General features: G+C 69.7%; 19 protein-coding genes, 1 pseudogene and 1 riboswitch. Of the genes and pseudogenes, 11 read left to right on the forward strand and 9 right to left on the reverse strand.

The window, feature by feature from the left end; all coding sequences use genetic code 11:
* Positions 1–55: 55 nt before the first annotated feature.
* Both ACFWZ2_RS32410 and ACFWZ2_RS32415 read right to left on the reverse strand, forming a co-directional pair.
* A complete protein-coding gene (locus ACFWZ2_RS32410; protein WP_384551756.1) occupies positions 56–1,546 on the reverse strand; it encodes a hypothetical protein in 1,491 nt (496 codons plus the stop codon).
* 161 nt (positions 1,547–1,707) lie between these two features.
* Complete coding sequence (locus ACFWZ2_RS32415) at positions 1,708–1,935, reverse strand: hypothetical protein (RefSeq protein WP_384551874.1); 228 nt, start codon at positions 1,933–1,935, stop codon at positions 1,708–1,710.
* 136 nt (positions 1,936–2,071) lie between these two features.
* Here ACFWZ2_RS32415 and ACFWZ2_RS32420 point away from each other — a divergent pair, with 136 nt between their 5' ends.
* The gene (locus tag ACFWZ2_RS32420) at positions 2,072–3,046 is read left to right on the forward strand and encodes a carbohydrate kinase family protein (RefSeq protein ID WP_384551757.1); all 975 of its coding nucleotides are present in this window, start codon (positions 2,072–2,074) and stop codon (positions 3,044–3,046) included.
* Here the strand turns inward: ACFWZ2_RS32420 and ACFWZ2_RS32425 are convergent, their stop codons facing one another.
* Positions 3,047–4,423 (reverse strand): cysteine desulfurase/sulfurtransferase TusA family protein, encoded by a 1,377-nt coding sequence (locus ACFWZ2_RS32425; RefSeq protein ID WP_384551759.1) that lies wholly within the window; start codon positions 4,421–4,423, stop codon positions 3,047–3,049. It abuts the gene before it with no gap.
* A 337-nt stretch (positions 4,424–4,760) separates the two neighbouring features.
* On the opposite strand from ACFWZ2_RS32425, the gene coxB reads away from it, so the two are divergent.
* From coxB to ACFWZ2_RS32445, 4 genes are all read left to right on the forward strand, one after another.
* Positions 4,761–5,768 (forward strand): cytochrome c oxidase subunit II, encoded by a 1,008-nt coding sequence (gene coxB / locus ACFWZ2_RS32430; RefSeq protein WP_384551761.1) that lies wholly within the window; start codon positions 4,761–4,763, stop codon positions 5,766–5,768.
* Positions 5,765–7,501, forward strand: coding sequence for a cytochrome c oxidase subunit I (gene ctaD, locus ACFWZ2_RS32435; protein WP_384551763.1), 1,737 nt, complete (start codon positions 5,765–5,767; stop codon positions 7,499–7,501). Before coxB ends, ctaD begins: the two co-directional genes overlap by 4 nt.
* A complete protein-coding gene (locus ACFWZ2_RS32440; RefSeq protein WP_055550079.1) occupies positions 7,498–7,896 on the forward strand; it encodes a cytochrome c oxidase subunit 4 in 399 nt (132 codons plus the stop codon). Before ctaD ends, ACFWZ2_RS32440 begins: the two co-directional genes overlap by 4 nt.
* Positions 7,897–8,031: 135 nt before the next feature.
* The gene (locus tag ACFWZ2_RS32445; protein ID WP_384551765.1) at positions 8,032–9,291 is read left to right on the forward strand and encodes an Ig-like domain-containing protein; all 1,260 of its coding nucleotides are present in this window, start codon (positions 8,032–8,034) and stop codon (positions 9,289–9,291) included.
* A gap of 85 nt (positions 9,292–9,376) precedes the next feature.
* Here ACFWZ2_RS32445 and ACFWZ2_RS32450 read toward each other — a convergent pair.
* Positions 9,377–9,775 (reverse strand): annotated as a pseudogene (locus tag ACFWZ2_RS32450) (hypothetical protein); the annotation flags it as partial.
* 196 nt (positions 9,776–9,971) lie between these two features.
* Between ACFWZ2_RS32450 and ACFWZ2_RS32455 the strand changes: the two are divergent.
* The 6 genes from ACFWZ2_RS32455 (at position 9,972) to ACFWZ2_RS32480 (ending at position 17,198) form a co-directional block, all read left to right on the forward strand.
* Entirely contained in the window at positions 9,972–10,592 is a 621-nt protein-coding gene (locus ACFWZ2_RS32455; protein WP_055566234.1) for a heme-copper oxidase subunit III, read from the forward strand.
* A gap of 75 nt (positions 10,593–10,667) precedes the next feature.
* Entirely contained in the window at positions 10,668–11,477 is an 810-nt protein-coding gene (locus tag ACFWZ2_RS32460; RefSeq protein WP_384551767.1) for a c-type cytochrome, read from the forward strand.
* A complete protein-coding gene (locus ACFWZ2_RS32465; RefSeq protein WP_384551769.1) occupies positions 11,474–12,535 on the forward strand; it encodes a Rieske 2Fe-2S domain-containing protein in 1,062 nt (353 codons plus the stop codon). Before ACFWZ2_RS32460 ends, ACFWZ2_RS32465 begins: the two co-directional genes overlap by 4 nt.
* Positions 12,532–14,157 (forward strand): cytochrome bc complex cytochrome b subunit, encoded by a 1,626-nt coding sequence (locus ACFWZ2_RS32470; protein ID WP_384551771.1) that lies wholly within the window; start codon positions 12,532–12,534, stop codon positions 14,155–14,157. Before ACFWZ2_RS32465 ends, ACFWZ2_RS32470 begins: the two co-directional genes overlap by 4 nt.
* A 159-nt stretch (positions 14,158–14,316) precedes the next feature.
* Entirely contained in the window at positions 14,317–15,381 is a 1,065-nt protein-coding gene (gene trpD, locus ACFWZ2_RS32475) for an anthranilate phosphoribosyltransferase (RefSeq protein ID WP_384551773.1), read from the forward strand.
* An 85-nt stretch (positions 15,382–15,466) separates the two neighbouring features.
* Positions 15,467–15,584, forward strand: a riboswitch (SAM riboswitch).
* Between the two features lie 204 nt (positions 15,585–15,788).
* Positions 15,789–17,198, forward strand: coding sequence for an aminotransferase class V-fold PLP-dependent enzyme (locus ACFWZ2_RS32480; protein ID WP_384551775.1), 1,410 nt, complete (start codon positions 15,789–15,791; stop codon positions 17,196–17,198).
* On the opposite strand, the gene ACFWZ2_RS32485 is transcribed toward ACFWZ2_RS32480, so the two are convergent.
* From ACFWZ2_RS32485 to ACFWZ2_RS32505, 5 genes are all read right to left on the reverse strand, one after another.
* The gene (locus ACFWZ2_RS32485) at positions 17,147–18,346 is read right to left on the reverse strand and encodes a glycerate kinase (RefSeq protein WP_384551776.1); all 1,200 of its coding nucleotides are present in this window, start codon (positions 18,344–18,346) and stop codon (positions 17,147–17,149) included. The genes ACFWZ2_RS32480 and ACFWZ2_RS32485 overlap by 52 nt on opposite strands.
* A 35-nt stretch (positions 18,347–18,381) precedes the next feature.
* Positions 18,382–19,794, reverse strand: coding sequence for an SLC13 family permease (locus tag ACFWZ2_RS32490; protein WP_384551778.1), 1,413 nt, complete (start codon positions 19,792–19,794; stop codon positions 18,382–18,384).
* A gap of 111 nt (positions 19,795–19,905) precedes the next feature.
* On the reverse strand, positions 19,906–20,568 hold the full coding sequence (locus tag ACFWZ2_RS32495) for a response regulator transcription factor (protein ID WP_384551780.1): 663 nt from the start codon (positions 20,566–20,568) through the stop codon (positions 19,906–19,908).
* Entirely contained in the window at positions 20,565–22,079 is a 1,515-nt protein-coding gene (locus ACFWZ2_RS32500) for an ATP-binding protein (RefSeq protein WP_384551782.1), read from the reverse strand. The genes ACFWZ2_RS32495 and ACFWZ2_RS32500 overlap by 4 nt, the downstream gene beginning before the upstream one ends.
* Positions 22,000–22,302 (reverse strand): small secreted hydrophilic protein, encoded by a 303-nt coding sequence (locus tag ACFWZ2_RS32505; protein WP_384551784.1) that lies wholly within the window; start codon positions 22,300–22,302, stop codon positions 22,000–22,002. The genes ACFWZ2_RS32500 and ACFWZ2_RS32505 overlap by 80 nt, the downstream gene beginning before the upstream one ends.
* Positions 22,303–22,340: the final 38 nt, after the last annotated feature.

Here is a 22,340-nt window from a genome sequence, read left to right on the forward strand (position 1 = left end):
CCCCTGAACCTTCAGGGGGCCGCCGCCCTCGTACGTACCGGGTGTCCCGGGCGGGCTACTTCCGGGGCACGGTCACGCCCGTCCCGTTCACGACCTCGCGGTCGCCCAGCGGCTTGTCCAGGGTCACCGTCCGGGAGAGCTTCTTGGCCATCAGGATGCAGACCTTGTCCTTCTGCCGGGTCTCGGTGACCGAGACCGTCACGCTGTCGCCGTCCTCGCTGGCCGACGCGGCGTAGTCGCTGCACACGCCGCCCCAGAAGTGCAGGGTCAGGGACCTGCCGTCGGCGCTGTAGGACTCGACGCGCGCCTGGCTCGTGCCCTCCTTCCCGCCCTGCTTCCCGGTGGGCGAGGGCGTGGGGGTGCCCGGACTGCTCGGCGACGTCAGGTACTTGGGGTCGACCGCCGGGTGCGTCACCGTGAAGGTGTCCCGCGCGCCCTGCGGCTTCATCGCGAACAGCCAGGACGGTACGAGAGTCTGCTTGCCGTCCACGAAGTGCGTCGCGAGCCCGAAGACGGCGCCGTCGACCGCGACCGGCTGCGGCTTCGGTGCCGTGGACGCCGGCTTGCAGGGCGCCTGCTTCGAGCCGCCGCCCTCCGTCTTCGTGAAGTCGTCGGCGTGCGGCACGGGGGTCGCGCAGCCGCCGATGCCGACGCGGCCGTCGCCCGCGGTCGAGTTCAGCCGGTCCAGGGTCTCCTGGGCGCCGAGCACCGGATAGCTCGCGCCCTTGTCGGGCGCCTTCAACTGTCCGCTGCCGCCGACCACTTGGCCGTCGGAGCCGACCTGGATGCCGGTCGCCCAGCCGTACGTCGGCAGGCCGCCGATCGTGGGGTCGGCGTTCACCACCCGTACGGCACCCATGAGTTGACGGGCGTCGAGCTTCGCGTCGTCCTGGCCGAGCGCCTTCAGGACGGGCGCCGCGGCCTCCTTGGCGACCCGCTCGCCCACCGCGTCCTCCGGGTCGCCGTTCGGCGCGATGGCGGTGCCCGAACACGGCTTCCCCTTGGGGCAGTTGTCGGTCCCGCCGATGCCATGACGGGAGTACGTCCAGGTGCCGGGCGCCTGCTTGGTCACCTGGAGGGAGGGGCCGGAGCCGTCCTTCTCGGGGCTCACCTTCCAGGCGCCGTCCTGCGTCGTCGGCGTCCCGGAGATGCCAAGGGCCTTGGCCAGGGCGGTCACTTCGGCCCGGGTGACCTCGCCGCGGGCGTGATAGACGGGGGCCGAACCGGGGCCCTTGGGCAGCGTGCCGGTCGCCTTGTACGTGACGCCGTTCGGGTCGGGCTCGCCCGGCGCGATGCCGTTGGTGCCGCCGGTGCCCTCCTTCGCGCCGTCCGTGTACCCGTCGAGGGCGAGCGGCGGCGGACTGCCGCCGTCACCCGCGGGGGCGCCGTCGCCGCCCCGGCCGTCACCACCGCCGGACGCGGTCGCGGCGAAGTACGCGCCACCGCCGCCGATCAGCAGCACGGTGGCCGCGACCGAGGCGACGGCGATACGGGAACGCCGCCGCTGCGGCTCGGCCGCCTCTTGAACGGATCGCTCGGTGCTCACCGCATCGCTCCTTCGACTGCGCTGCTGTCCCTGGAGACCCACGGAAAGCTGCAGGTGGGCCTCGTCGTATCTCACATCCCCTTTACGGGGGACGGCGATGGGACGCGGCAGGGGAGCGCACGGTTCCCTGAACGCGCGCCGGAGTCCGGAATCAGTCTCCCTCAGTCGCCGTATTCGGACATTCCGTCGAGGAGTCGCGCGGAGGCCGGCGGGACGGTGATCCCGTGGATCAGGGAGGGCGGTACGGGAGCGGCCGCGGACGTGGCGGGCACCACCCAGTGCGGTGCCATGCGGGCGCAGTCGCCGCGCAGCGTCTCCATGGTTTCCGGGGCGAGCTCTACGGGGTGCTGTGCGACGGAATGCTTCGAGATGTGCGAGATAGCGGCCATACCGGAACCGTATGCATCCGGCCCTTCACGAAGAAAGCCCTACTATCGGGTAGTTTTTGCCGCTTCAGCGGCGGTGCCCCGACCCGGTAGCGTGAACCGTCAACCCCTCACCTTTCCTCTTCGGGAGCATCCAGCCGTGCGTATCGCAGTCACCGGCTCCATCGCCACCGACCACCTGATGACCTTCCCCGGCCGCTTCGCCGACCAGCTGGTCGCCGATCAGCTGCACACGGTCTCTCTGTCGTTCCTGGTCGACGCCCTCGACGTACGAAGGGGAGGCGTGGCCGCGAACATCACCTTCGGCATGGGCCAGCTCGGCACGAGCCCGATCCTGGTCGGCGCCGCGGGCTCCGACTTCGACGAGTACCGCGCCTGGCTCGACCGGCACGGCGTGGACACCTCCGCCGTCCGGATCTCCGAGACCCTGCACACCGCGCGCTTCGTCTGCACCACGGACGCCGACCACAACCAGATCGGCTCCTTCTACACGGGCGCGATGAGCGAGGCCCGCCTCATCGAGCTGCACGCCGTCGCCGAGCGCGTCGGCGGCCTCGACCTCGTCCTGATCGGCGCCGACGACCCGGAGGCGATGCTCCGCCACACCGAGGAGTGCCGCTCGCGCGGGATCCCCTTCGCCGCGGACTTCTCCCAGCAGATCGCGCGCATGGAGGGGGAGGAGATCCGCATCCTCCTGGAGGGCGCCACGTACCTCTTCTCCAATGAGTACGAGAAGGGCCTCATCGAGTCCAAGACGGGCTGGACCGACGCCGAGATCCTCTCCAAGGTCGGCCACCGCGTGACCACCCTCGGCTCGCGCGGCGTCCGCATCGAGGCCACCGGCCAGGACCCGATCGAGGTCGGCGTGCCGGAGGAGGAGGCGAAGGTCGAGCCGACCGGCGTCGGCGACGCGTTCCGCGCGGGCTTCCTCTCCGGCCTGGCCTGGGGCGTCTCCCACGAGCGCGCGGCCCAGGTCGGCTGCATGCTCGCCACCCTGGTCATCGAGACCGTCGGCACCCAGGAGTACGAGCTGCAGCGCAGCAACTTCATGGACCGCTTCACCAAGGCGTACGGCCACGCGGCCGCGACCGAGATCAGGGCGCACCTGTCCTAGTCACGAGCTCCGGCGGACCACGTAGGCGACTCCGCGGTCCGCCGGCCGCTCACCCACGTACTCCTGTTTCTGCGTCCAGCACCACGCGGGAATGTCCACCGCCGCGACCTCGTCGTCGGCGAGCACGGTGACGGTGCCGCCCACCCGCACCCGCCCGATCGCCTTGGCCAGTTCGATGACGGGCAGCGGGCAGCTCATCCCGAGCGCGTCCACGGTCACGGCGTCGGCCTCCCCGCCGCCGCCCCCGACCGGCGCCCCCAGCGTCTCCCGCACGCCCCGCACGACCCCGGGCAGCACATCGAGGAACCGCTCGACCTCCGCCTCCTCGGCCCCCATCGGCAGCGAGACCCGTACGTTCCCCTCGCTCACCACCCCCATGGCGCGCAGCACATGGCTCGGCGTCAGTGTCGAGCTGGTGCAGGACGAGCCCGACGACACCGAGAAGCCCGCCCGGTCCAGCTCGTGCAGCACGGTCTCCCCGTCGACATAGAGACAGGAGAAGGTGACGAGGTGCGGAAGGCGCCGCACCGGGTCGCCCACCACCTCCACGTCCGGCACGAGCCCGGGCACCCGCGCCCTGATCCGCTCCGTCAGCTCCCGCAGCCGCGCACCCTCCGCGGCCGCCTCGGCCCGCACCGCCCGCAGCGAGGCCGCCGCCGCGACGACCGCAGGAATGTTCTCGAAGCCCGCGGCCCGCCCCGACTCGCGCTCGTCGACGGGCCCTTGAGCGGCGAACCGCACTCCCTTGCGTACGACGAGGAACCCCACCCCCGCGGGCCCGCCCCACTTGTGGGCGCTCCCCGTGAGCAGCGACCAGTCCCCGTCGACCGGCCCCCAGGGCAGCGACTGCGCCGCGTCCACGAGCAGCGGCACCCCTGCCGTACGGCACGCCGCGGCCACCTCGGCCACCGGCTGCACGGTGCCCACCTCGTGGTTGGCGGACTGCAGACAGGCGAGCGCGGTGTCCTCGCGCAGCGCCGCGGCGTACGCCTCCGGATCCACGGCCCCGCCCCGGTCCACCGGCACCTTGGTGACCGCCCCGCCGTCCGCCTCATGGGCCGCGGCCGAATGGAGCACCGACGAATGTTCGACGGCGGACACGATCAGGTGATCTCCGACGCGCCGCCGCCCGGCCAGCGCCCCCGCGATCCCCGCGTGCACGGCACGGGTCCCCGACGACGTGAAGACAAGCTCGTCGGGCCTGCACCCGACGGCATCGGCGGCCGCCTCACGCGCCGCGTCGAGCAGCAGCCTGGCCCGCCGCCCCTCCCGGTAGAGCCGCGCCGGATCGGCCCACCCCTCGTCGAGCGAGGCCTGCAGGGCCTGCCGGGCAACGGGATGCAGGGGAGCGGAGGAAGCAACATCGAAGTAGGACACGGGACAACGCTATGACGGAGGAGTGCCCCGAAGGGGCGCGGGGAACTGTGCGATCGGCCAGAGCGGGCCCGCAGCCGCGGACCCAGAGATTCCGCCGGGCTCCCGGGCGCCCCGAGGCCGCGCCGGAAGCCCCGTCAGAAAGCGCCCGACGGACGGACATCCCACCCTTCGGAGTGACCCGCGGCGCGTTAGGCACCCTCCCCGCGCGACCCCAAATAGCGTCCAGTAGGGTTTGGTCCGCATAAACATCCAAACCCCTGCCCGCCGCAGGGCGGCGACCGACCAGCGAGTAAGGCCGCAGCCGACCGCGCGGGCGAGACTCTCGGGAAGGCGCTACGTGAGTCCCAACGGCTCCGACCGCTCGTCGCGGCGCCCGATGCGGCGGAAGCTGCCGCAGGTGCTGACTGCGGGCCTGATCCTGGTGACCGCCACCGGTTGCACATATAAGGATTTCCCCCGCCTTGGAATGCCCACCCCGGTAACGGAAGAGGCTCCTCGGATTCTCTCCCTCTGGCAGGGCTCGTGGGCGGCAGCGCTCGCCACGGGCGTGCTGGTCTGGGGCCTGATCCTGTGGAGCGTCATCTTCCACCGGCGCAGCCGCACCAAGGTGGAAGTACCTCTGCAGACGCGTTACAACATGCCCATCGAGGCGCTGTACACGGTCGTCCCCCTCGTCATCGTCTCCGTGCTGTTCTACTTCACGGCACGTGACGAGTCGAAGCTCCTCGCCCTCGAGGACAAGCCGGCCCACACGATCAACGTGGTCGGCTACCAGTGGAGCTGGGGCTTCAACTACGTGGAGAACGTGGACGGCGATCCGGCCACGGGCTACACGTACAAGGAGAAGAAGAAGGACGAGAAGCTCGCCAAGGCGAACGTCGTCCCGAAGGAGCTCTCCAGCATTCCGGAGCGCTTCCTGAAGCAGTTCCCGAAGGGTGCCGAGGGCGTCTACGAGGTCGGCACGCCCGGCGAGCGGAACCCTCAGAACGGCAACCCCGGCCCGACCCTGTGGCTCCCCAAGGGCGAGAAGGTCCGCTTCGTACTGTCTTCGCGTGACGTCATCCACTCCTTCTGGGTGGTGCCGTTCCTCATGAAGCAGGACGTCATCCCGGGCCACACCAACGCCTTCGAGGTGACTCCGAACAAGGAGGGCACCTTCATGGGCAAGTGCGCCGAGCTCTGCGGCGTCGACCACTCCCGGATGCTCTTCAACGTCAAGGTCGTCTCTCCCGAGCGCTACCAGAAGCACCTGGAAGACCTCGTGAAGAAGAACCAGACCGGTTACATCCCGGCCGGCATCGAGCAGACGGGCCACGAGAAGAACCGGGAGACGAACAACCTGTGAGCATCCTCAACGAACCCCAGGGTGCCGCGGCAGCAGACGACTCGTACGAGAACGAGCTGCCGGTCAGGCGCAAGCAGCCGGGCAACGTCGTCATCAAGTGGCTGACCACCACTGACCACAAGACGATCGGCACGCTCTATCTGGTCACGTCGTTCGTGTTCTTCTGCATCGGCGGCGTCATGGCGCTCTTCATGCGCGCCGAACTGGCCCGTCCCGGCACGCAGATCATGTCGAACGAGCAGTTCAACCAGGCGTTCACGATGCACGGCACGATCATGCTGCTGATGTTCGCGACGCCGCTGTTCGCGGGCTTCGCGAACTGGATCATGCCGCTGCAGATCGGTGCACCGGACGTCGCCTTCCCGCGACTGAACATGTTCGCCTACTGGCTGTACCTGTTCGGCTCGCTGATCGCGGTCGGTGGCTTCCTGACGCCGAACGGTGCGGCCGACTTCGGCTGGTTCGCCTACAGCCCGCTGTCGGACGCGGTCCGCTCGCCGGGCATCGGCGCGGACATGTGGATCATGGGTCTGGCCTTCTCCGGCTTCGGCACGATCCTCGGCTCGGTCAACTTCATCACCACCATCATCTGCATGCGCGCTCCGGGCATGACGATGTTCCGCATGCCGATCTTCGTGTGGAACGTGCTGCTGACCGGTGTGCTGGTCCTGCTGGCCTTCCCGGTCCTCGCGGCCGCGCTGTTCGCCCTGGAGGCGGACCGCAAGTTCGGTGCCCATGTCTTCGACGCGGCCAACGGCGGCGCCTTGCTATGGCAACACCTCTTCTGGTTCTTCGGCCATCCAGAGGTGTACATCATCGCCCTGCCGTTCTTCGGCATCATCTCCGAAGTCATCCCGGTCTTCTCCCGAAAGCCGATGTTCGGCTACATGGGCCTGGTCGGCGCGACCATCGCGATCGCCGGTCTGTCCGTGACGGTGTGGGCGCACCACATGTACGTCACAGGCGGCGTGCTACTGCCGTTCTTCTCCTTCATGACGTTCTTGATCGCCGTACCAACAGGCGTGAAGTTCTTCAACTGGATCGGAACGATGTGGAAGGGGTCCTTGTCCTTCGAGACCCCGATGCTGTGGGCGGTCGGCTTCCTGATCACCTTCACCTTCGGTGGTCTGACGGGCGTCATCCTGGCCTCGCCGCCGATGGACTTCCACGTCTCGGACTCGTACTTCGTGGTCGCGCACTTCCACTACGTCATCTTCGGCACCGTGGTGTTCGCGATGTTCTCCGGATTCCACTTCTGGTGGCCGAAGTTCACCGGCAAGATGCTCGACGAGCGGCTCGGCAAGATCACCTTCTGGACGCTGTTCGTGGGCTTCCACGGCACGTTCCTGGTGCAGCACTGGCTCGGTGCCGAGGGCATGCCGCGTCGTTACGCGGACTACCTCGCGGCCGACGGCTTCACCGCGCTGAACACGATCTCGACGATCTCGTCGTTCCTGCTCGGCCTGTCGATGCTGCCGTTCATGTACAACGTCTGGAAGACGGCGAAGTACGGCAAGAAGGTCGAGGTCGACGACCCGTGGGGCTACGGCCGTTCGCTCGAGTGGGCGACGTCCTGCCCGCCGCCGCGGCACAACTTCCTCACCCTGCCGCGCATTCGCAGCGAATCCCCGGCATTCGACCTGCACCACCCCGAGATCGCCGCGCTCGACCAGCTCGAGAACTCCGGTCACGGTGACAAGGCGCTCGCGGGCACCAAGGAGGCCGGCAAGTGAAGATCCAGGGCAAGATGTTCATCTGGCTGAGCGTCTTCGTCCTCGCCATGGCGATCGTCTATGGCGTGTGGTCGAAGGAGCCGGCCGGTACCACGGCGCTCTTCCTGGCCTTCGGTCTGTGCATCATGATCGGCTACTACCTGGCCTTCACGGCCCGGCGGGTCGACGCGGCCGCACAGGACAACACGGAGGCCGACGTCGCGGACGAGGCCGGCGAGGTGGGCTTCTTCAGCCCGCACAGCTGGCAGCCGCTCTCGCTGGCGGTCGGTGGCGCGCTCGCCTTCATGGGCGTCGTCTTCGGCTGGTGGCTGCTGTACTTCTCGGCCCCGATCATCCTGATCGGCCTGTGGGGCTGGGTGTTCGAGTACTACCGCGGCGAGAACCAGACCCAGTGAGTTCGTAGTTCCTTCCGCGCCGAAGGGGCCCGGACACTCCGCGAGGAGCGTCCGGGCCCCTTCGCGTGCGCGGGGGACCCCTCGGACGGGTCACTCGCCGCGCCGGACCTGATCAATCTTCATACCGTGTGTTTTATGAGCCACTCACCGCGAATCCGCACGGTACTGAGCTGCACGATGCTGGTGGCCGCCCTCGGTGCGGGGGCCACGGCATGCGGCAGCTCCGACGGCCACCCGCTCTCGGCGAAGCCGTACGACGCGGCCGGCCAGATCGCCTTCAACGGCCCTGTGGGCAGCCAGAAGGCGGACCCCGACAAGCCCCTGGAAGTCACCGCCCAGGGCACGGACGGGCGCATCACCGATGTGACGGCCACCGACGCGATGGGCCGGTACGTGGCGGGTGAACTCTCCGCCGACGGCGCCCGGTGGCACAGCACCGTGCCGCTGGCGGCGGGCGCTCACTACACGGTGCGGGTGAGCACCGAGGACGAGGAAGGGTCGCCGGGTCGCAAGGTCATGACCTTCGACACCAACGAGGCCGCCAAGAAGAAGCAGCTGAAGGTCACCTTCGGCCCCGAGGCGGGCAAGTACGGCGTCGGCCAGCCCGTCACGGCGAGCCTCAGCGTCCCGGTGAAGGGCAAGGAGGCCAGGGAGATCGTCGAACGCGCCCTGCGGGTCCAGTCGATGCCGTCGACGGAGGGCGCCTGGTACTGGGTGGACAGCGAGACGCTGCACTACCGCCCCAAGGAGTACTGGCCCGCCAACGCGACCATCAACGTCTCCAGCAACCTCGAGGGCATCAAGGTCAACGACAAGCTGTGGGGCGGCGAGGCCAAGCCGCTGAAGCTGACCACCGGCGACCGGATCGAGGCCGTGACGGACGCCTCGTCGCACTGGATGACGATCTACCGCAACGGCGAGGAGATCAACTCCATCCCGGTGACCACGGGCAAGCCCGGCTACTCCACCCGCAACGGCGTCAAGGTCGTACTGGGCAAGGAGTACTTCGTACGGATGCGCGGTACCAGCATCGGCATCCCCACGGGCAGCTCGGATTCGTACAACCTTCCGGTGTACTACGCGACTCGGCTCACCGACACGGGCGAGTACGTGCATGCCGCGCCCTGGTCCGTGGGGTCCCAGGGGTACGACAACGTCAGCCACGGCTGTGTGGGCATGAGCACGGGCAACGCCGCCTGGTTCTTCGAGACCGTGCGCCAGGGCGACATCACCCGGACCATCAACAGCTACGGCGAGGACATGCCGACCTTCGGCAACGGCCTCGGCGACTGGAACATGAGCTGGAAGAAGTGGCGCGAGGGCAGCGCGCTGCTCGCAGGCACCAGAGAGGGCCCCGCGGCGGTCGACGCGGCCCGACTGCGGCCGCAGGTCTAGCGGCGCCGCAGAACGGCGCAGAACAGCACAGAGGGCCCCGCGCCGAGGCGCGGGGCCCGCTGCCGTGCCGGCAGTGGTGGCGTGCGGCCTCGACGGTCAGCCTGCTGCGCAGCAGGGCGGCCAGTGCGTCCGCGAACTCCACCGGCTCGACCGGAAGGGTCACCGCCGCTTCCGCCCGGCTCCAGGTGGCCAGCCAGGCGTCCTGGGGGCGCCCGATGAGCAGCAGCACCGGCGGCGCCCGGAAGATCTCGTCCTTGATCTGGCGGCACACCCCCATGCCGCCCGCGGGCTTCGCCTCGCCGTCGAGCACACAGACGTCGATGCCGCCCCGGTCCAGCTCCTTGAGCACCGCGGCCGACGTCGCGCACTCGATGAACTCGACCTCGGGAACGTCCGTCGCCGGCCTGCGCCCGGTGGCCAACCGGACCTGCTCGCGGGTGCTCGCGTTGTCGCTGTAGACCAGCACCGTGGCGGTCGGCTGCATTGTTCCTCCAAGTACATCGGGCTGAGCTGAGCTGTGCCGTCATGGAATCGGGAACCGATGCGCGGATGCTACTCCTCCCGACACCCCGTCAACACCGGTTCGGACAGCCCTCCGATGGGCCATCCGGGCAGGACACACCCCGCAGACACTCCGAACGGCACCCCCCGGGGTGAGAGCGAGATAAGCGACCGACATAATGTCGGTCGTGGCGACAGCAACGACAGTAGATACCGGGCACGCGCACCCGCCGGTCAATCGACCGAACCTCACCAGCGTCGGAACCATCATCTGGTTGAGTTCCGAGCTGATGTTCTTCGCGGCCCTCTTCGCGATGTACTTCACCCTGCGATCGGTGACAGGTCCTGATCACTGGAAGGAAATGGCTTCGGCCCTGAACTTCCCGTTCTCGGCGACGAACACCACCATCCTGGTGCTCTCCTCTCTCACGTGTCAGCTCGGCGTGTTCGCCGCCGAGCGCGGTGATGTGAAGAAGCTCCGGATGTGGTTCATCGTCACCTTCATCATGGGTGCGATCTTCATCGGCGGTCAGGTGTACGAGTACACCGAGCTGGTCAAGCACGAGGGCCTCTCGCTCTCGTCCGACCCGTACGGCTCGGTCTTCTACCTGACCACCGGCTTCCACGGACTGCACGTGACAGGCGGCCTGATCGCCTTCCTGCTGGTCCTCGGCCGCACCTACGCGGCCAGGAGGTTCACCCATGAACAGGCGACCGCAGCCATCGTCGTGTCCTACTACTGGCACTTCGTCGATGTGGTCTGGATCGGCCTCTTCGCCACGATCTACATGATCAAGTAACGGCGCGTCGCTCACGCGACGTACCGACACATTCCAGAAGCATCGACGCAGAAGATCCTGACACCGGGGTAATCCGTGAAAAAGCTCTCCGCACGACGACGCCATCCGCTGGCGGCGGTCGTCGTCCTACTCCTCGCGCTGGCGGCCACCGGGGGGCTGTACGCCGCGTTCGCGCCGGCGGACAAGGCGCAGGCCGATGACACCGCCCAGTCCCTTGCCATCGACGAGGGCAAGAAGCTCTACGCCGTGGGCTGCTCCAGCTGCCACGGAACCGGCGGTCAGGGCTCGTCCGACGGTCCGAGCCTGGTGGGCGTGGGCGCCGCCGCTGTCGACTTCCAGGTCGGCACCGGCCGTATGCCGCTCCAGCAGCAGGGCGCCCAGGCGCCCAAGAAGAAGGTCATCTACAACCAGGCCCAGATCGACCAGCTCGCGGCGTACATCTCGTCGCTGGGCGCCGGTCCCTCGGTGCCGACCGAGAAGCAGTACAGCCCGGACGGGGCGGACATCGCCAAGGGTGGCGAGCTGTTCCGCACCAACTGCGCCCAGTGCCACAACTTCACCGGTGAAGGTGGCGCGTTGACGCACGGCAAGTTCGCGCCATCGCTCGAGGGTGTCTCCCCGAAGCACATCTACGAGGCCATGCAGACCGGCCCGCAGAACATGCCGTCCTTCCCCGACACGACGATGCCGGAGAAGGAAAAGAAGGACATCATCGCGTACCTCGACGCGGTCAACGGTGAGAAGACCGAGAGCCCTGGCGGTCTCAAGCTGGGTGGTCTGGGTCCGGTCAGTGAAGGCCTCTTCGGCTGGATCTTCGGTCTCGGCTCGCTGATCGCGGTCGCCGTGTGGGTCGCCGCTCGGACCGCAAAGGCCAAGAAGTCATGAGTAGCCAAGAGATTCCAGAAGAGAAGAACCTGCCCAGCGAGCAGGACACCGAGCACGGCTCGGTGGCGGTCGCGGACGAGAAGAACCCGTTCGCCGACCCGGGCCTCCCGCCCCATGAGCACCGCATCCAGGACATCGACGAGCGGGCCGCCAAGCGTTCCGAGCGCGCGATCGCGTTCATGTTCACGCTGTCGATGCTGGCGACGGTCGGCTTCATCGCCTCGTTCGTGGCCATCCCGGCGGACAAGAGCATCTACGTCTGGCCGATCGGGCGCATCAGCGGCCTGAACTTCGCCCTGGGTCTGACCCTCGGCGTGGCCCTCTTCTGCATCGGCGCGGGCGCGGTCCACTGGGCCCGCACCCTGATGTCCGACGTGGAGGTCGCCGACGAGCGGCACCCGATCGAGGCCGAGCCCGAGGTCAAGGCCAAGGTCATGGCCGACTTCAAGGCCGGTGCCGAGGAGTCGCAGTTCGGTCGGCGCAAGCTGATCCGCAACACGATGTTCGGCGCGCTCGCCCTGGTCCCGCTGTCCGGTGTCGTCCTGCTGCGTGACCTCGGTCCGCTGCCCGAGGACAAGCTCCGGCACACCAAGTGGGCCAAGGGCAAGATGCTCGTGAACATGAACACGCACGAGCCGCTGCGTCCCTCGGACGTGCAGGTCGGTTCGCTGACGTTCGCGATGCCCGAGGGCATGTCGGAGCACGACCACGACTTCCAGACCCAGATCGCCAAGGCCGCCCTGATGATCGTCCGGATCCAGCCGGAGAACATCAAGGACAAGCGCGAGCTCGAGTGGTCGCACGAGGGCGTCGTGGCGTACTCCAAGATCTGCACCCACGTGGGCTGCCCGATCTCCCTGTACGAGCAGCAGACGCACCACGTTCTCTGCCCGTGCCACCAGTCCACCTTCGACCTCTCCGACGGTGCCCGAGTGATCTTCGGCCCGGCCGGTCACGCCCTGCCGCAGCTGCGCATCGGCGTGAACGAGGAGGGCTACCTCGAGGCGCTCGGCGACTTCGAAGAGCCCGTCGGTCCTGCCTTCTGGGAGCGCGGATGAGCACCTCGAACGACACACGCAAGAAAGCACCCGCCGGCGAGCGGGTTGCCGACTGGGCCGACGGCCGCCTGGGGATCTACTCCCTGGCCAAGGCCAACATGCGCAAGATCTTTCCGGACCACTGGTCCTTCATGCTCGGCGAGATCTGCATGTACAGCTTCATCATCATCATCCTCACGGGTGTGTATCTGACGCTGTTCTTCCACCCGTCGATGAACGAGGTGGAGTACGCGGGCAGCTACGTCCCGCTGCAGGGTCAGCTGATGTCCGAGGCGTTCAACTCGACCATGCACATCTCCTTCGATGTGCGCGGTGGTCTGCTGATCCGGCAGATCCACCACTGGGCGGCGCTGATCTTCCTCGCGGCGATGTTCGTGCACATGATGCGCGTGTTCTTCACGGGTGCGTTCCGCAAGCCGCGTGAGGTCAACTGGCTGTTCGGCTTCCTGCTGTTCGTCCTCGGCATGTTCACCGGCTTCACCGGTTACTCGCTCCCGGACGACCTGCTCTCCGGCACCGGCGTCCGCTTCATGCAGGGCGCGATCCTGTCCGTCCCGGTCATCGGCACGTATCTGTCGATGTTCCTGTTCGGCGGGGAGTTCCCGGGCGGCGACTTCGTGGCGCGGTTCTACTCGGTGCACATCCTGCTGCTGCCGGGCATCATGCTCGGCCTGATGGTGGCGCACCTGATCCTGGTCTTCTACCACAAGCACACGCAGTTCGCGGGCCCCGGCAAGACCAACAAGAACGTCGTCGGCATGCCGCTGCTCCCGGTCTACATGGCCAAGGCCGGAGGCTTCTTCTTCCTGGTCTTCGGTGTCATCGCGGCCATCGCGGCGATCGCCTCGATCAACCCGATCTGGGCCCTCGGCCCGTACCGTCCCGACCAGGTGTCCACCGGCGCCCAGCCCGACTGGTACATGGGCTTCGCCGAGGGTCTGATCCGTGTGATGCCGGGCTGGGAGATCAACGCCTGGGGCCACACGCTCGTCCTGGGCGTGATGATCCCGCTGGCGATCTTCCCGATCGTCCTGGTGGCCATCGCGGTCTACCCGTTCATCGAGTCCTGGGTCACCGGGGACAAGCGCGAGCACCACATCCTGGACCGCCCGCGCAACGCCCCGACCCGTACGGCCTTCGGTGTCGCCTGGATCACGGCGTACTTCATCATGCTGGTCGGTGGTGGCAACGACCTGTGGGCCACGCACTTCCACCTGTCGCTGAACGCCATCACCTGGTTCGTCCGGATCTTCTTCTTCGCCGGACCGGTCATCGCCTTCATCGTGACCAAGCGGATCTGCATGGGTCTGCAGCGGCGCGACAAGGACAAGGTGCTGCACGGGCGCGAGTCCGGCATCATCAAGCGCCTGCCGCACGGTGAGTTCATCGAGGTCCACGAGCCGCTCAACCAGGAGCAGCTGCACACGCTCACCGCGCACGAGCAGTACAAGCCGGTCGAGATCGGCCCGACGGTCGACGAGAACGGTGTCGAGCGCAAGGTGTCCGGTTCCGAGAAGCTTCGGGCCAAGCTCTCCAAGGGCTACTACGGGGAGGACAACCAGATCCCCAAGCCCACCGTCGAGGAGTACAAGGAGATCACGAGCGGCCACGGCCACCACTGATCGACCGGAGCTCCTGAAGCTCTGACCACAAGGTCGCCACGGCAAGAGCCCCGTCCAGTGCCTGGACGGGGCTCTTTGCCGTCCCCGGGGCTGGATAGGGTGGTCCCACCCCCGTACGCGGGGTGCATTCTTTCCCTGTCTAGAAACCCAGGAGCGGCTATGAGCGCTGTGACCCCCGCAGGAGGCACTACCGCGGCGGGCCGTTCCTGGCCCGACGTGCTGAACGGCCTGCTCGACGGCCGTGACCAGAGCGCCGACGACACCGCCTGGGCGATGGACCGCATCATGCGCGGCGAGGCCACCGACGCGCAGATCGCGGGGTTCGTGGTGGCGCTGCGGGCCAAGGGCGAGACCGTCGAGGAGATCTCCGGTCTGGTACGGACGATGTACGAGCACGCCAATGTGATCGAGGTGCCGGGGGAGACCGTCGACATCGTCGGCACCGGCGGCGACGGCGCCAAGACCGTCAACATCTCGACCATGTCCGCGATCGTCGTCGCGGGCGCAGGTGCGAAGGTCGTCAAGCACGGCAACCGCGCCGCCTCCAGCGCGTCGGGCTCCTCCGACGTACTGGAGAAGCTCGGGGTCAACCTGGAGCTGCCGCTGCACCGGGTCGTCGAGGTCGCGGAGGAGGCGGGGATCACCTTCTGCTTCGCGGTGAAGTTCCACCCGGCGCTGCGCCACGCGGGCGCGGCGCGCGGTCAGTTGGGCATCAGGACCGTCTTCAACCTGCTCGGTCCGCTGACCAATCCGGCCAAGGTGCGGGCCCAGGCCGTCGGGGTCGCCGACGCGCGGATGGCGCCCATCGTGGCGGGCGTCTTCGCCGAGCGCGGGAACTCCTCCCTCGTCTTCCGCGGCGACGACGGGCTCGACGAGCTGACGACGACGGGCACCTCGCACGTCTGGGTGGTGCGCGACGGCGTCGTACGGGAGGAGTCCTTCGACCCGCGGGACGTGGGCATCGACCTGGTGCCGATCTCCGCGCTGCGCGGCGCGGACGCCTCGTACAACGCGGAGGTCGCGCTGCGGCTCCTCGACGGGGAGACCGGGCCCGTGCGGGACGCGGTGCTGCTGAACGCGGCCGCGGCGCTGGTGGCCCTGAAGCCGACCGACGAGCCGTTCGCGGCGCAGATCCGGGCCGGCATGGCGCGGGCCGCGGAGTCGATCGACTCCGGGTCGGCCAAGAAGGCCCTCGAGCGATGGGTGGCGGCCAGCAACCGCTGACGCCCGCCCGAGTGTGACGCACGGCGCAGTCCGGATCCTGGACTGCGCCTTGCGCGGCGAAGATCGTGTGGCAGGATGCTGCACAGGTCATGAGTGACAGCGACTACGGCCCCGGCCCGCTGTCCGGCAACCCTCCGTCCGTGGCGGGGTGCCCCGGGTGAAGACCAGGTCGTACGCAGCAAGGCGTATGGCAAGCGCGGACCCCTCGCAACCCTGGGGTCCTGGTCCTCAAGGGAGCAGTCTCGTGAGCAAGCGAATGCGATAGGGCCTTCGGCCCCTTTTGTCGTACCCCTCCGCCCGGCCCAGAGCGCCGCGCGTCGAGGCAACACCCGTATGCCGAGCAGCAGTTGTGCTGCCGCGCGGGATCTTACGCAGCTGTTCCTTCATGCCCGCAGGGAGAATTCGTCATGTCCGCACGCCCCGCCGCCGCCCAGGTCACCTCCGCCACCGAGTCCGCCGACCCCTGCTGTGCCGCGCCGCTGCCGGTGCTCGGCCGGGACGTCACCGTGCCGCTGGTCACCGGTGGCGAGGTGACGTACGCGGCGCTCGACTACGCGGCGAGCGCCCCGGCCCTGCAGCGGGTGTGGGACGACGTGGCGGCCTACGCCCCGTACTACGGCAGCGTGCACCGCGGGGCCGGGTACCTCTCGCAGCTCTCCACCGACCTCTTCGAGAACTCCCGTACGACCGTCGCCGAGTTCCTCGGGTGCCGGGAGGGCGACCAGGTGATCTTCACGCGGTCGACCACCGACTCGCTGAACCTGCTCGCGGCCGTGCTGCCCGCCGACTGCCAGGTCTTCGTCTTCGAGACCGAGCACCACGCCTCGCTGCTGCCCTGGCGCGACGCCCGGGTGACCTACCTGAACGCGCCGCGCACGCCCGACGAGGCCGTGCAGACGCTGGAGCGGGCGCTGGCCGACCGCGACCCCTACGGGCCCGCCCTGGTCTGTGTCACCGGCGCCTCCAACGTCACCGGCGAGCTGTGGCCGGTGCGTGAGCTCGCGGCGGCCGCTCACGCGCACGGTGCCCGCATCGTGCTCGACGCCGCGCAGCTCGCGCCCCATCACCCCGTCTCCATCGACGAGTTGGACGTGGACTGGGTCGCCTTCTCCGGGCACAAGCTGTACGCGCCGTTCGGCTCCGGCGTGCTCGCGGGACGCTCCGACTGGCTGCGCGCCGCCGAGCCGTACCTCGCGGGCGGCGGCGCCTCGCGGAAGGTGGCGCGACGCCCCAAGGAAGCAGGCGGCGGCGTGGACGTCGAGTGGCACGACACCGCGGCGCGGCACGAGGCCGGTTCGCCGAACGTCATCGGCGTCTACTCCATCGCGGCCGCCTGCAAGGCGCTCACCGAGGCGGGCTTCGACGAACTCGTGGCGCGGGAGCGGCACCTGATCGCCAAGGTCCGCGAGGGTCTCGCCGAGGTGCCGCAGGTGCGGGTCCTCTCCCTCTTCGGCGACGACGCGCCGCGCGTGGGCGTCATCTCCTTCGTCGTGGACGGCTGGAACAGCTCGCACTTCGCCGCCGCGCTCTCCGCCGAGTACGGCATCGGCGTACGGGACGGTCTGTTCTGCGCCCACCCGCTGGTGCGCACCCTGCTCGGCAGCGAGCCCGACGAGCCCGGCGAGTGCGGTGCCCCCGAGGCCGCGCCCGGCGAGAAGTCGCTGAACGCGATCCGCGTGAGCTTCGGTGCGGGCACCCCCGACGAGCACGTCGACCGCTTCGTGCGGGCCGTCAAGGAACTGGTGGCGGACGGTGCGCGCTGGAACTACCGCACCGAGGACGGGCGTTGCGTGCCGGACACGAGCGTCGCCGCCTGACCGGGCAGCCGTGCACCGAGCTGGATCATCCGCAGGGCCCGCTCGGTCGCGTCGGTGAGGAACTCGCCGCCCCGGCCGAGCGCCTCGGTCAGGGAGACGGGGGCGGGCAGGATCGCGCTGTACGCGTCGACACCGGCGGCCCGCACATGGTGGGCGCCCTGGCCGATGGTGCCCGCGAGGACGAGTACCGGGCGGTCGAACAGCTTGGCGCGGCGGGCCACTTCGGCGGGGATCTTGCCGCGCGGGGTCTGGTGGTCGAGGGCGCCCTCGGCGGTCACGACCAGGTCGGCGCGGGCCAGGCGTGCGTCCAGGTCCAGCTGGCCGAGCAGTACGTCGAAGCGGGGGAGCAGCGCGGCGCCGAGGGCGGCGAGTCCCGCGCCGAGCCCGCCGGAGGCGCCCGTGCCGGGGCCGAGGCAGAGGTCGGACGTGACGCGCAGGTCGCGGGTCAGGAGGGACGCCCAGTGTTCGAGGGCGGCCGCCAGCTCCTCGACCTGGCTGGGGGTGGCGCCCTTCTGCGGGCCGAAGACGCGGGCCACGCCGCGCTCGCCGCACAGGACGTTGAAGGGGTTGCAGGCCACCTGGATCTCGGTGGCCGCGACGCGCGGGTCGATGCCGCTGGTGTCGATGCGGTTCAGGCGGATCAACTCCCGGCCGCCGCGCGGGAGTTCCCAGCCGTCCACGTCGAGGAGGCGGGCGCCGAGGGCCTGCAGCGCGCCCGCGCCGCCGTCCGACGTGCCCGAGTCGCCGCAGCCGACCAGGATGCGCCGCGCGCCCGCGTCCAGGGCGGCGCGGATCAGCTCGCCGACGCCGTACGTGGTGGTGGCGCCGGGGTCGCGCAGATCGCGGGGGACCAGGGAGAGTCCGGCAACGGCCGCCATCTCGACGACCGCGGTGCCGTCGGGCAGCAGCGCGAAGTGCGTGCCGATCGGCTGGCCGACGGGGCCGGTGGCGGGCAGTGCGACGAGGCGGCCGCCGTCCGCTGCGGCCAGCGCGCGTGCCGTGCCCTCGCCGCCGTCCACCAGCGGGATCAGATCGGTCTCGGCGTCCGGTACGACACGGCGTACGCCCGCGGCGATGGCCTCGGCCGCGGCGCCTGCGGACAGGGACTCCTTGAAGCCGCTGGGGGCGATGGCGAAACGGGTCAGCATGAGGGTCTCCACGAAGAGGGCTTGCAGGGGGGGGCTTAGCGGACCGGGACGCCGAGCAGCGGCCACAGCGTGACGGCGCAGAGCAGGACGAGCGCGGCGGACAGCGGTGCCAGGACCGCGGAGAGGCGCAGCAGGTCGCGCGAGGTGTAGGTGGGGACGCCGGGGATCTCCGCGAAGAGCGTGACCGGCTTGGCGGAGGCGGGCAGCGTGTGGCAGAAGCCCGCGGCCGCGGTGGAGGCGAGCGCCGCCGCGACCGGGTTGACGCCTGCGCCGACGGCCGCCGCGACGACCAGCGGGACCAGGACCGACGAGCGTGCCGAGCGGGACTGGAGGACCAGGTGCGCCGCCGTGCTGACGGCGACGACGACGGTGAGGAACAGCCACGGGGGCAGATCCAGGGGCAGGCCGCCGACCAGCCACTTCGCCGCGCCCGAGTCGGCGAGCGCGACGCCCATCGCCATCGTCGCCGCCATGAACAGGAGCAGCGACCAGGGGACGGTCTTCAGGGCGTCCTTGAGGCGTACGGTGCCGAGCGCGGGGGACGACGCGACGACCGCGCCGATCAACGCGACGACGGCGGGCGGCACTTGATGCAGGGGCTCGCTGCACCAGAGCGCGACGACCGTGGCGAGCAGGAGGGCGCAGCGGGTCTCCGCGGGCTTCCAAGGTCCGGTGACCGGCTGCTCGCTGTGCTCCTGGAGCTGGTCGAGGGTGATACGGACGGGGCCCTTGCGGTCCGCGCGGCGCGTGGTCGTCAACAGGACGGCCTCCGCCGCCAGATGGGATGACGCGACGGCGAGCGGCAGGCCGAGCAGCAGCCACTGGGTGAAGCCGATGCGCTCGCCGGTGGCCTCCCACAGGACCGACACGGTGATCAGATGGGCACCCGCTCCGATCAGGGTCGCGACCGCGGACAGCAGGATCACGGTCGGGAAGAGCAGCGCGAGCATCACGACCAGTCGCTTCCGGTCGGCGAGGACCTTGGCGAGGGCGAGGAAGACGGGCAGTGCGAGCGCGGCGCGCCCCGACGTGGCGGGCACCGCGAACGCCGTCACCACCAGGGCCGCGGTCGTCAGATGCGTCAACTGCCGTACGCTGCGCGCCCCGCTGACCAGGAAGGCCGCGGCCCGCCCGGAGAGCCCGCTGCGCGCCACCGCGGCGGCGAGCACGAACGCGCAGATCAGCAGCCAGACCGTCTCGTCGCCGAGGGTGCCGAAGAGGGTGTCGCTGCTTATCACCCCGGTCGCGGTGAGCGCGAGGCCCGCGCCCAGGGCGATGTAGGTGTCGTCGATCGGCGTGCCGATCCACGCGCAGGTCGCGAGCGCGAAGATGCCGAGGGTGAGGCGGGCGTCGCCGCTCAGGCCGGGGAAGTTCCCGGGGACCAGGAGCAGGGCGCAGAGGGAGAGCGCGATGCAGAGGGTCACGGCTTGGCGCGGATTCAAGGTCACACGTTCAGCGTGGGGCGGCGCCGTGAGCCCTCAATGAGCCGTAGATGAAAGGAAGTTCACCAGCGGCGGTGAGCGGTGGGCGGAGGGCGGCCCACCAGCCGCTCCGCGTGCTCACTCCGGCAGCCGGTACCCCATGCCGCGCACCGTCTCCACCCGCTGCGCGCCCAGCTTCTTGCGCAGGGCGCGGACGTACACGTCCACGATGTTGGAGCCGGGATCGAAGTCGTACCCCCAGACGTGCGACAGGATCTGCTCCCGCGAGAGCACCTGCCCGGGGTGGCGCAGGAACAGTTCGAGGAGCACGAACTCACGTGCCGTCAGATCCACCGTCCGCTCGGCCGCACGGGCCCTGCGGGTGCGCAGGTCAAGGGTGAGCTCCCCGTTGCGCAGCACCGTCACCTCGGGCGCCCGCGCCGCCGTGCGAAGGCGTAGCCGGACCCGGGCGAGCAGCTCCTCGAAGCGGAACGGCTTGGTCATCCAGTCGTCGGCGCCGCCCTCCAGGCCCGCCACGGTGTCCCGCACCGAGTCGCGGGCGGTGAGCACGATGACCGGGGTGGTCACCCGGGCCTCGCGCAGCTGCCGCAGGACCGTGAAGCCGTCCTTGCCGGGCAGCCCGATGTCCAGGACGACCAGGTCGAAGCCGCCGGTCAGGGCGTAGTCGTGGGCGCTCTCGCCGTCGCCGACCACGGTGGTCGTGAAGCCGTTGGCCCGCAGGCCCTTCTCGACGAAGGAGGCGATGCGCTCCTCGTCCTCCACGATCAGGATCCGGTTCACTGGTGCGCTGCCCCTTCCGGCTGTCCCAGTACGAGTACGAAGGTGGCGCCGCCGCCGTCCGTGGGGCGCAGCTCGACGCGCCCGCCGTGGCTCTCGGCGATGGCCTTGACGATGGCGAGACCGAGCCCCGCCCCGGTGGCACGGGAGCCGCGCCGCGCGGTGCCGCGGCGGAACCTCTCGAAGATCACCGCGGCGTCCTGGGGCTGTACGCCGGGCCCGGTGTCGGCGACGTACAGCTCGATGTGCCCCTCGTGCAGCCGCGAGCCGATGCTGACGCGCTGTCCCTGCTGGGTGTGCTGGACGGCGTTCTGGGCCAGCTGCACCATCGCCTGGGTGATCCGCTGGGGGTCGAGGCCGGCCTCGGTGTCGGCGACTTCGGCGAGCGTCCAGTCGCGTTCGCCGAGCGCCCGCGCCTTGACGAAGACGTCCGCCGTCAGTTCGGCGAGCTGCACCGGTTCGGGGGTGACGAAGTCGGGGCGTTCGGCCTTGGCGAGCAGCAGCAGGTCCTCGACGATGCGGCTCATCCGGTCCAGCTCCTCCGTCACGATGCGGACCGTCTCCTCGCGCTCGCCCGGTTCGTCGCCCATCAGCTCCAGGTGGCCGCGGACGATGGTGATGGGGGTGCGCAGCTCGTGGCCCGCGTCGTCGACGAACTCCCGCTGCGCGGCGAAGGCCCGTTCCAGGCGGTCCAGCATGCCGTTGAACGTCTCGGCGAGCGCTGCGACGTCGTCACGGCCCTGGACGGGGATGCGCTGGGTCAGGTCCTGCTCGGTGAGCTGCGCGGCCGTCGTACGCACCAGGCGCACCGGCCTGAGGATGCGTCCGGCGACGGCCCAGCCGATGCCGGTCGTCATCAGGAGCGCGACGCCGGAGATGGCGAGCAGCATCGTGAACACGTCGCCCGCCTTGGCCTGTTCGCCCGCCGGGTGGAAGGCGACGACGAACGCCGCCTCCGGGTGGCCGGGGCTCGCGGCGATCTCCACCTTCGCCCAGCGGACCTCGCCCCGGTCGCGGTGCAGCGTGCCGGTCGCCTCGGGGGACTCGAAGACCGTCCGCAGCGCGGCGGGGTCCTCGGCGAGCGGATGGTCGATCCGGGGTTCGCGCGACTGCTCCTTCTTCGCGGGCGCCCTGCCGGGGCGGCCGACCAGGCCGAGCAGCTCCTCGTCGGGGTCGGCGTACTGCCGGGACAGGAAGAGCCGCAGGAGGGGGTCGGGGTCGGTGAACTTCTCGCCCGTGTGCGGATCGACGCCTTCGCGGGCGAGGTTGGTGAACTCCCCGGTCTCCTGGGCGAGCAGGCCGTCGATGCGGTGGTCGACGTCGCGCAGCAGGACGGAACGCGTGGTGGCGGCGACCGCGGTGAGCGCGACGGCCATCACCACGAGCAGCCAGAGCAGGATGCGGACACGGGCGGATATCCGGCGGTGCGGGCGGTCAGCCGTCGTCACCGGGGCCGTCGTCGTCGTTGTCGCCCCGGCCGTCGGTTCCTTCGTTGGCGTCGTCGTCGTTGTCATCGCCCGAGGGATTCTCGCTCACCGGCGGCGGGGACACGGTCTCGTCGCTCGGCGTCGGCCGGGGAGTGGTGGGCCTGGAGGACGGCGAGCCGCTCTCCAGCTCCACCTTCGGCGGGGCCTTGGGGGGCTCGGGGTTGTCGGTCAGGGCGTAGCTGGTCGCGGCGATGCCGAGCGGGATGGCGACGACGGCGGCCAGGGCCGCCATGCGGTGGGAGAAGACCATGAGAGCGAGGGTGGGGGACGTACCGCCGCGTCAGGATG

It is taken from the genome of Streptomyces sp. NPDC059002 (assembly GCF_042740435.1).
GTDB lineage: Bacteria > Actinomycetota > Actinomycetes > Streptomycetales > Streptomycetaceae > Streptomyces.

Coding starts and splice junctions, on each gene's coding strand:
- ACFWZ2_RS32445 (WP_384551765.1), top strand. CDS start 8,032: ATGAGCCACTCACCGCGAATCCGCACGGTACTGAGCTGCACGATGCTG.
- trpD (WP_384551773.1), top strand. CDS start 14,317: ATGAGCGCTGTGACCCCCGCAGGAGGCACTACCGCGGCGGGCCGTTCC.
- ACFWZ2_RS32465 (WP_384551769.1), top strand. CDS start 11,474: ATGAGTAGCCAAGAGATTCCAGAAGAGAAGAACCTGCCCAGCGAGCAG.
- ACFWZ2_RS32480 (WP_384551775.1), top strand. CDS start 15,789: ATGTCCGCACGCCCCGCCGCCGCCCAGGTCACCTCCGCCACCGAGTCC.
- ACFWZ2_RS32485 (WP_384551776.1), bottom strand. CDS start 18,346: ATGCTGACCCGTTTCGCCATCGCCCCCAGCGGCTTCAAGGAGTCCCTG.
- ACFWZ2_RS32415 (WP_384551874.1), bottom strand. CDS start 1,935: ATGGCCGCTATCTCGCACATCTCGAAGCATTCCGTCGCACAGCACCCC.
- ACFWZ2_RS32505 (WP_384551784.1), bottom strand. CDS start 22,302: ATGGTCTTCTCCCACCGCATGGCGGCCCTGGCCGCCGTCGTCGCCATC.
- ACFWZ2_RS32470 (WP_384551771.1), top strand. CDS start 12,532: ATGAGCACCTCGAACGACACACGCAAGAAAGCACCCGCCGGCGAGCGG.
- ACFWZ2_RS32500 (WP_384551782.1), bottom strand. CDS start 22,079: ATGACAACGACGACGACGCCAACGAAGGAACCGACGGCCGGGGCGACA.
- ACFWZ2_RS32455 (WP_055566234.1), top strand. CDS start 9,972: ATGTCGGTCGTGGCGACAGCAACGACAGTAGATACCGGGCACGCGCAC.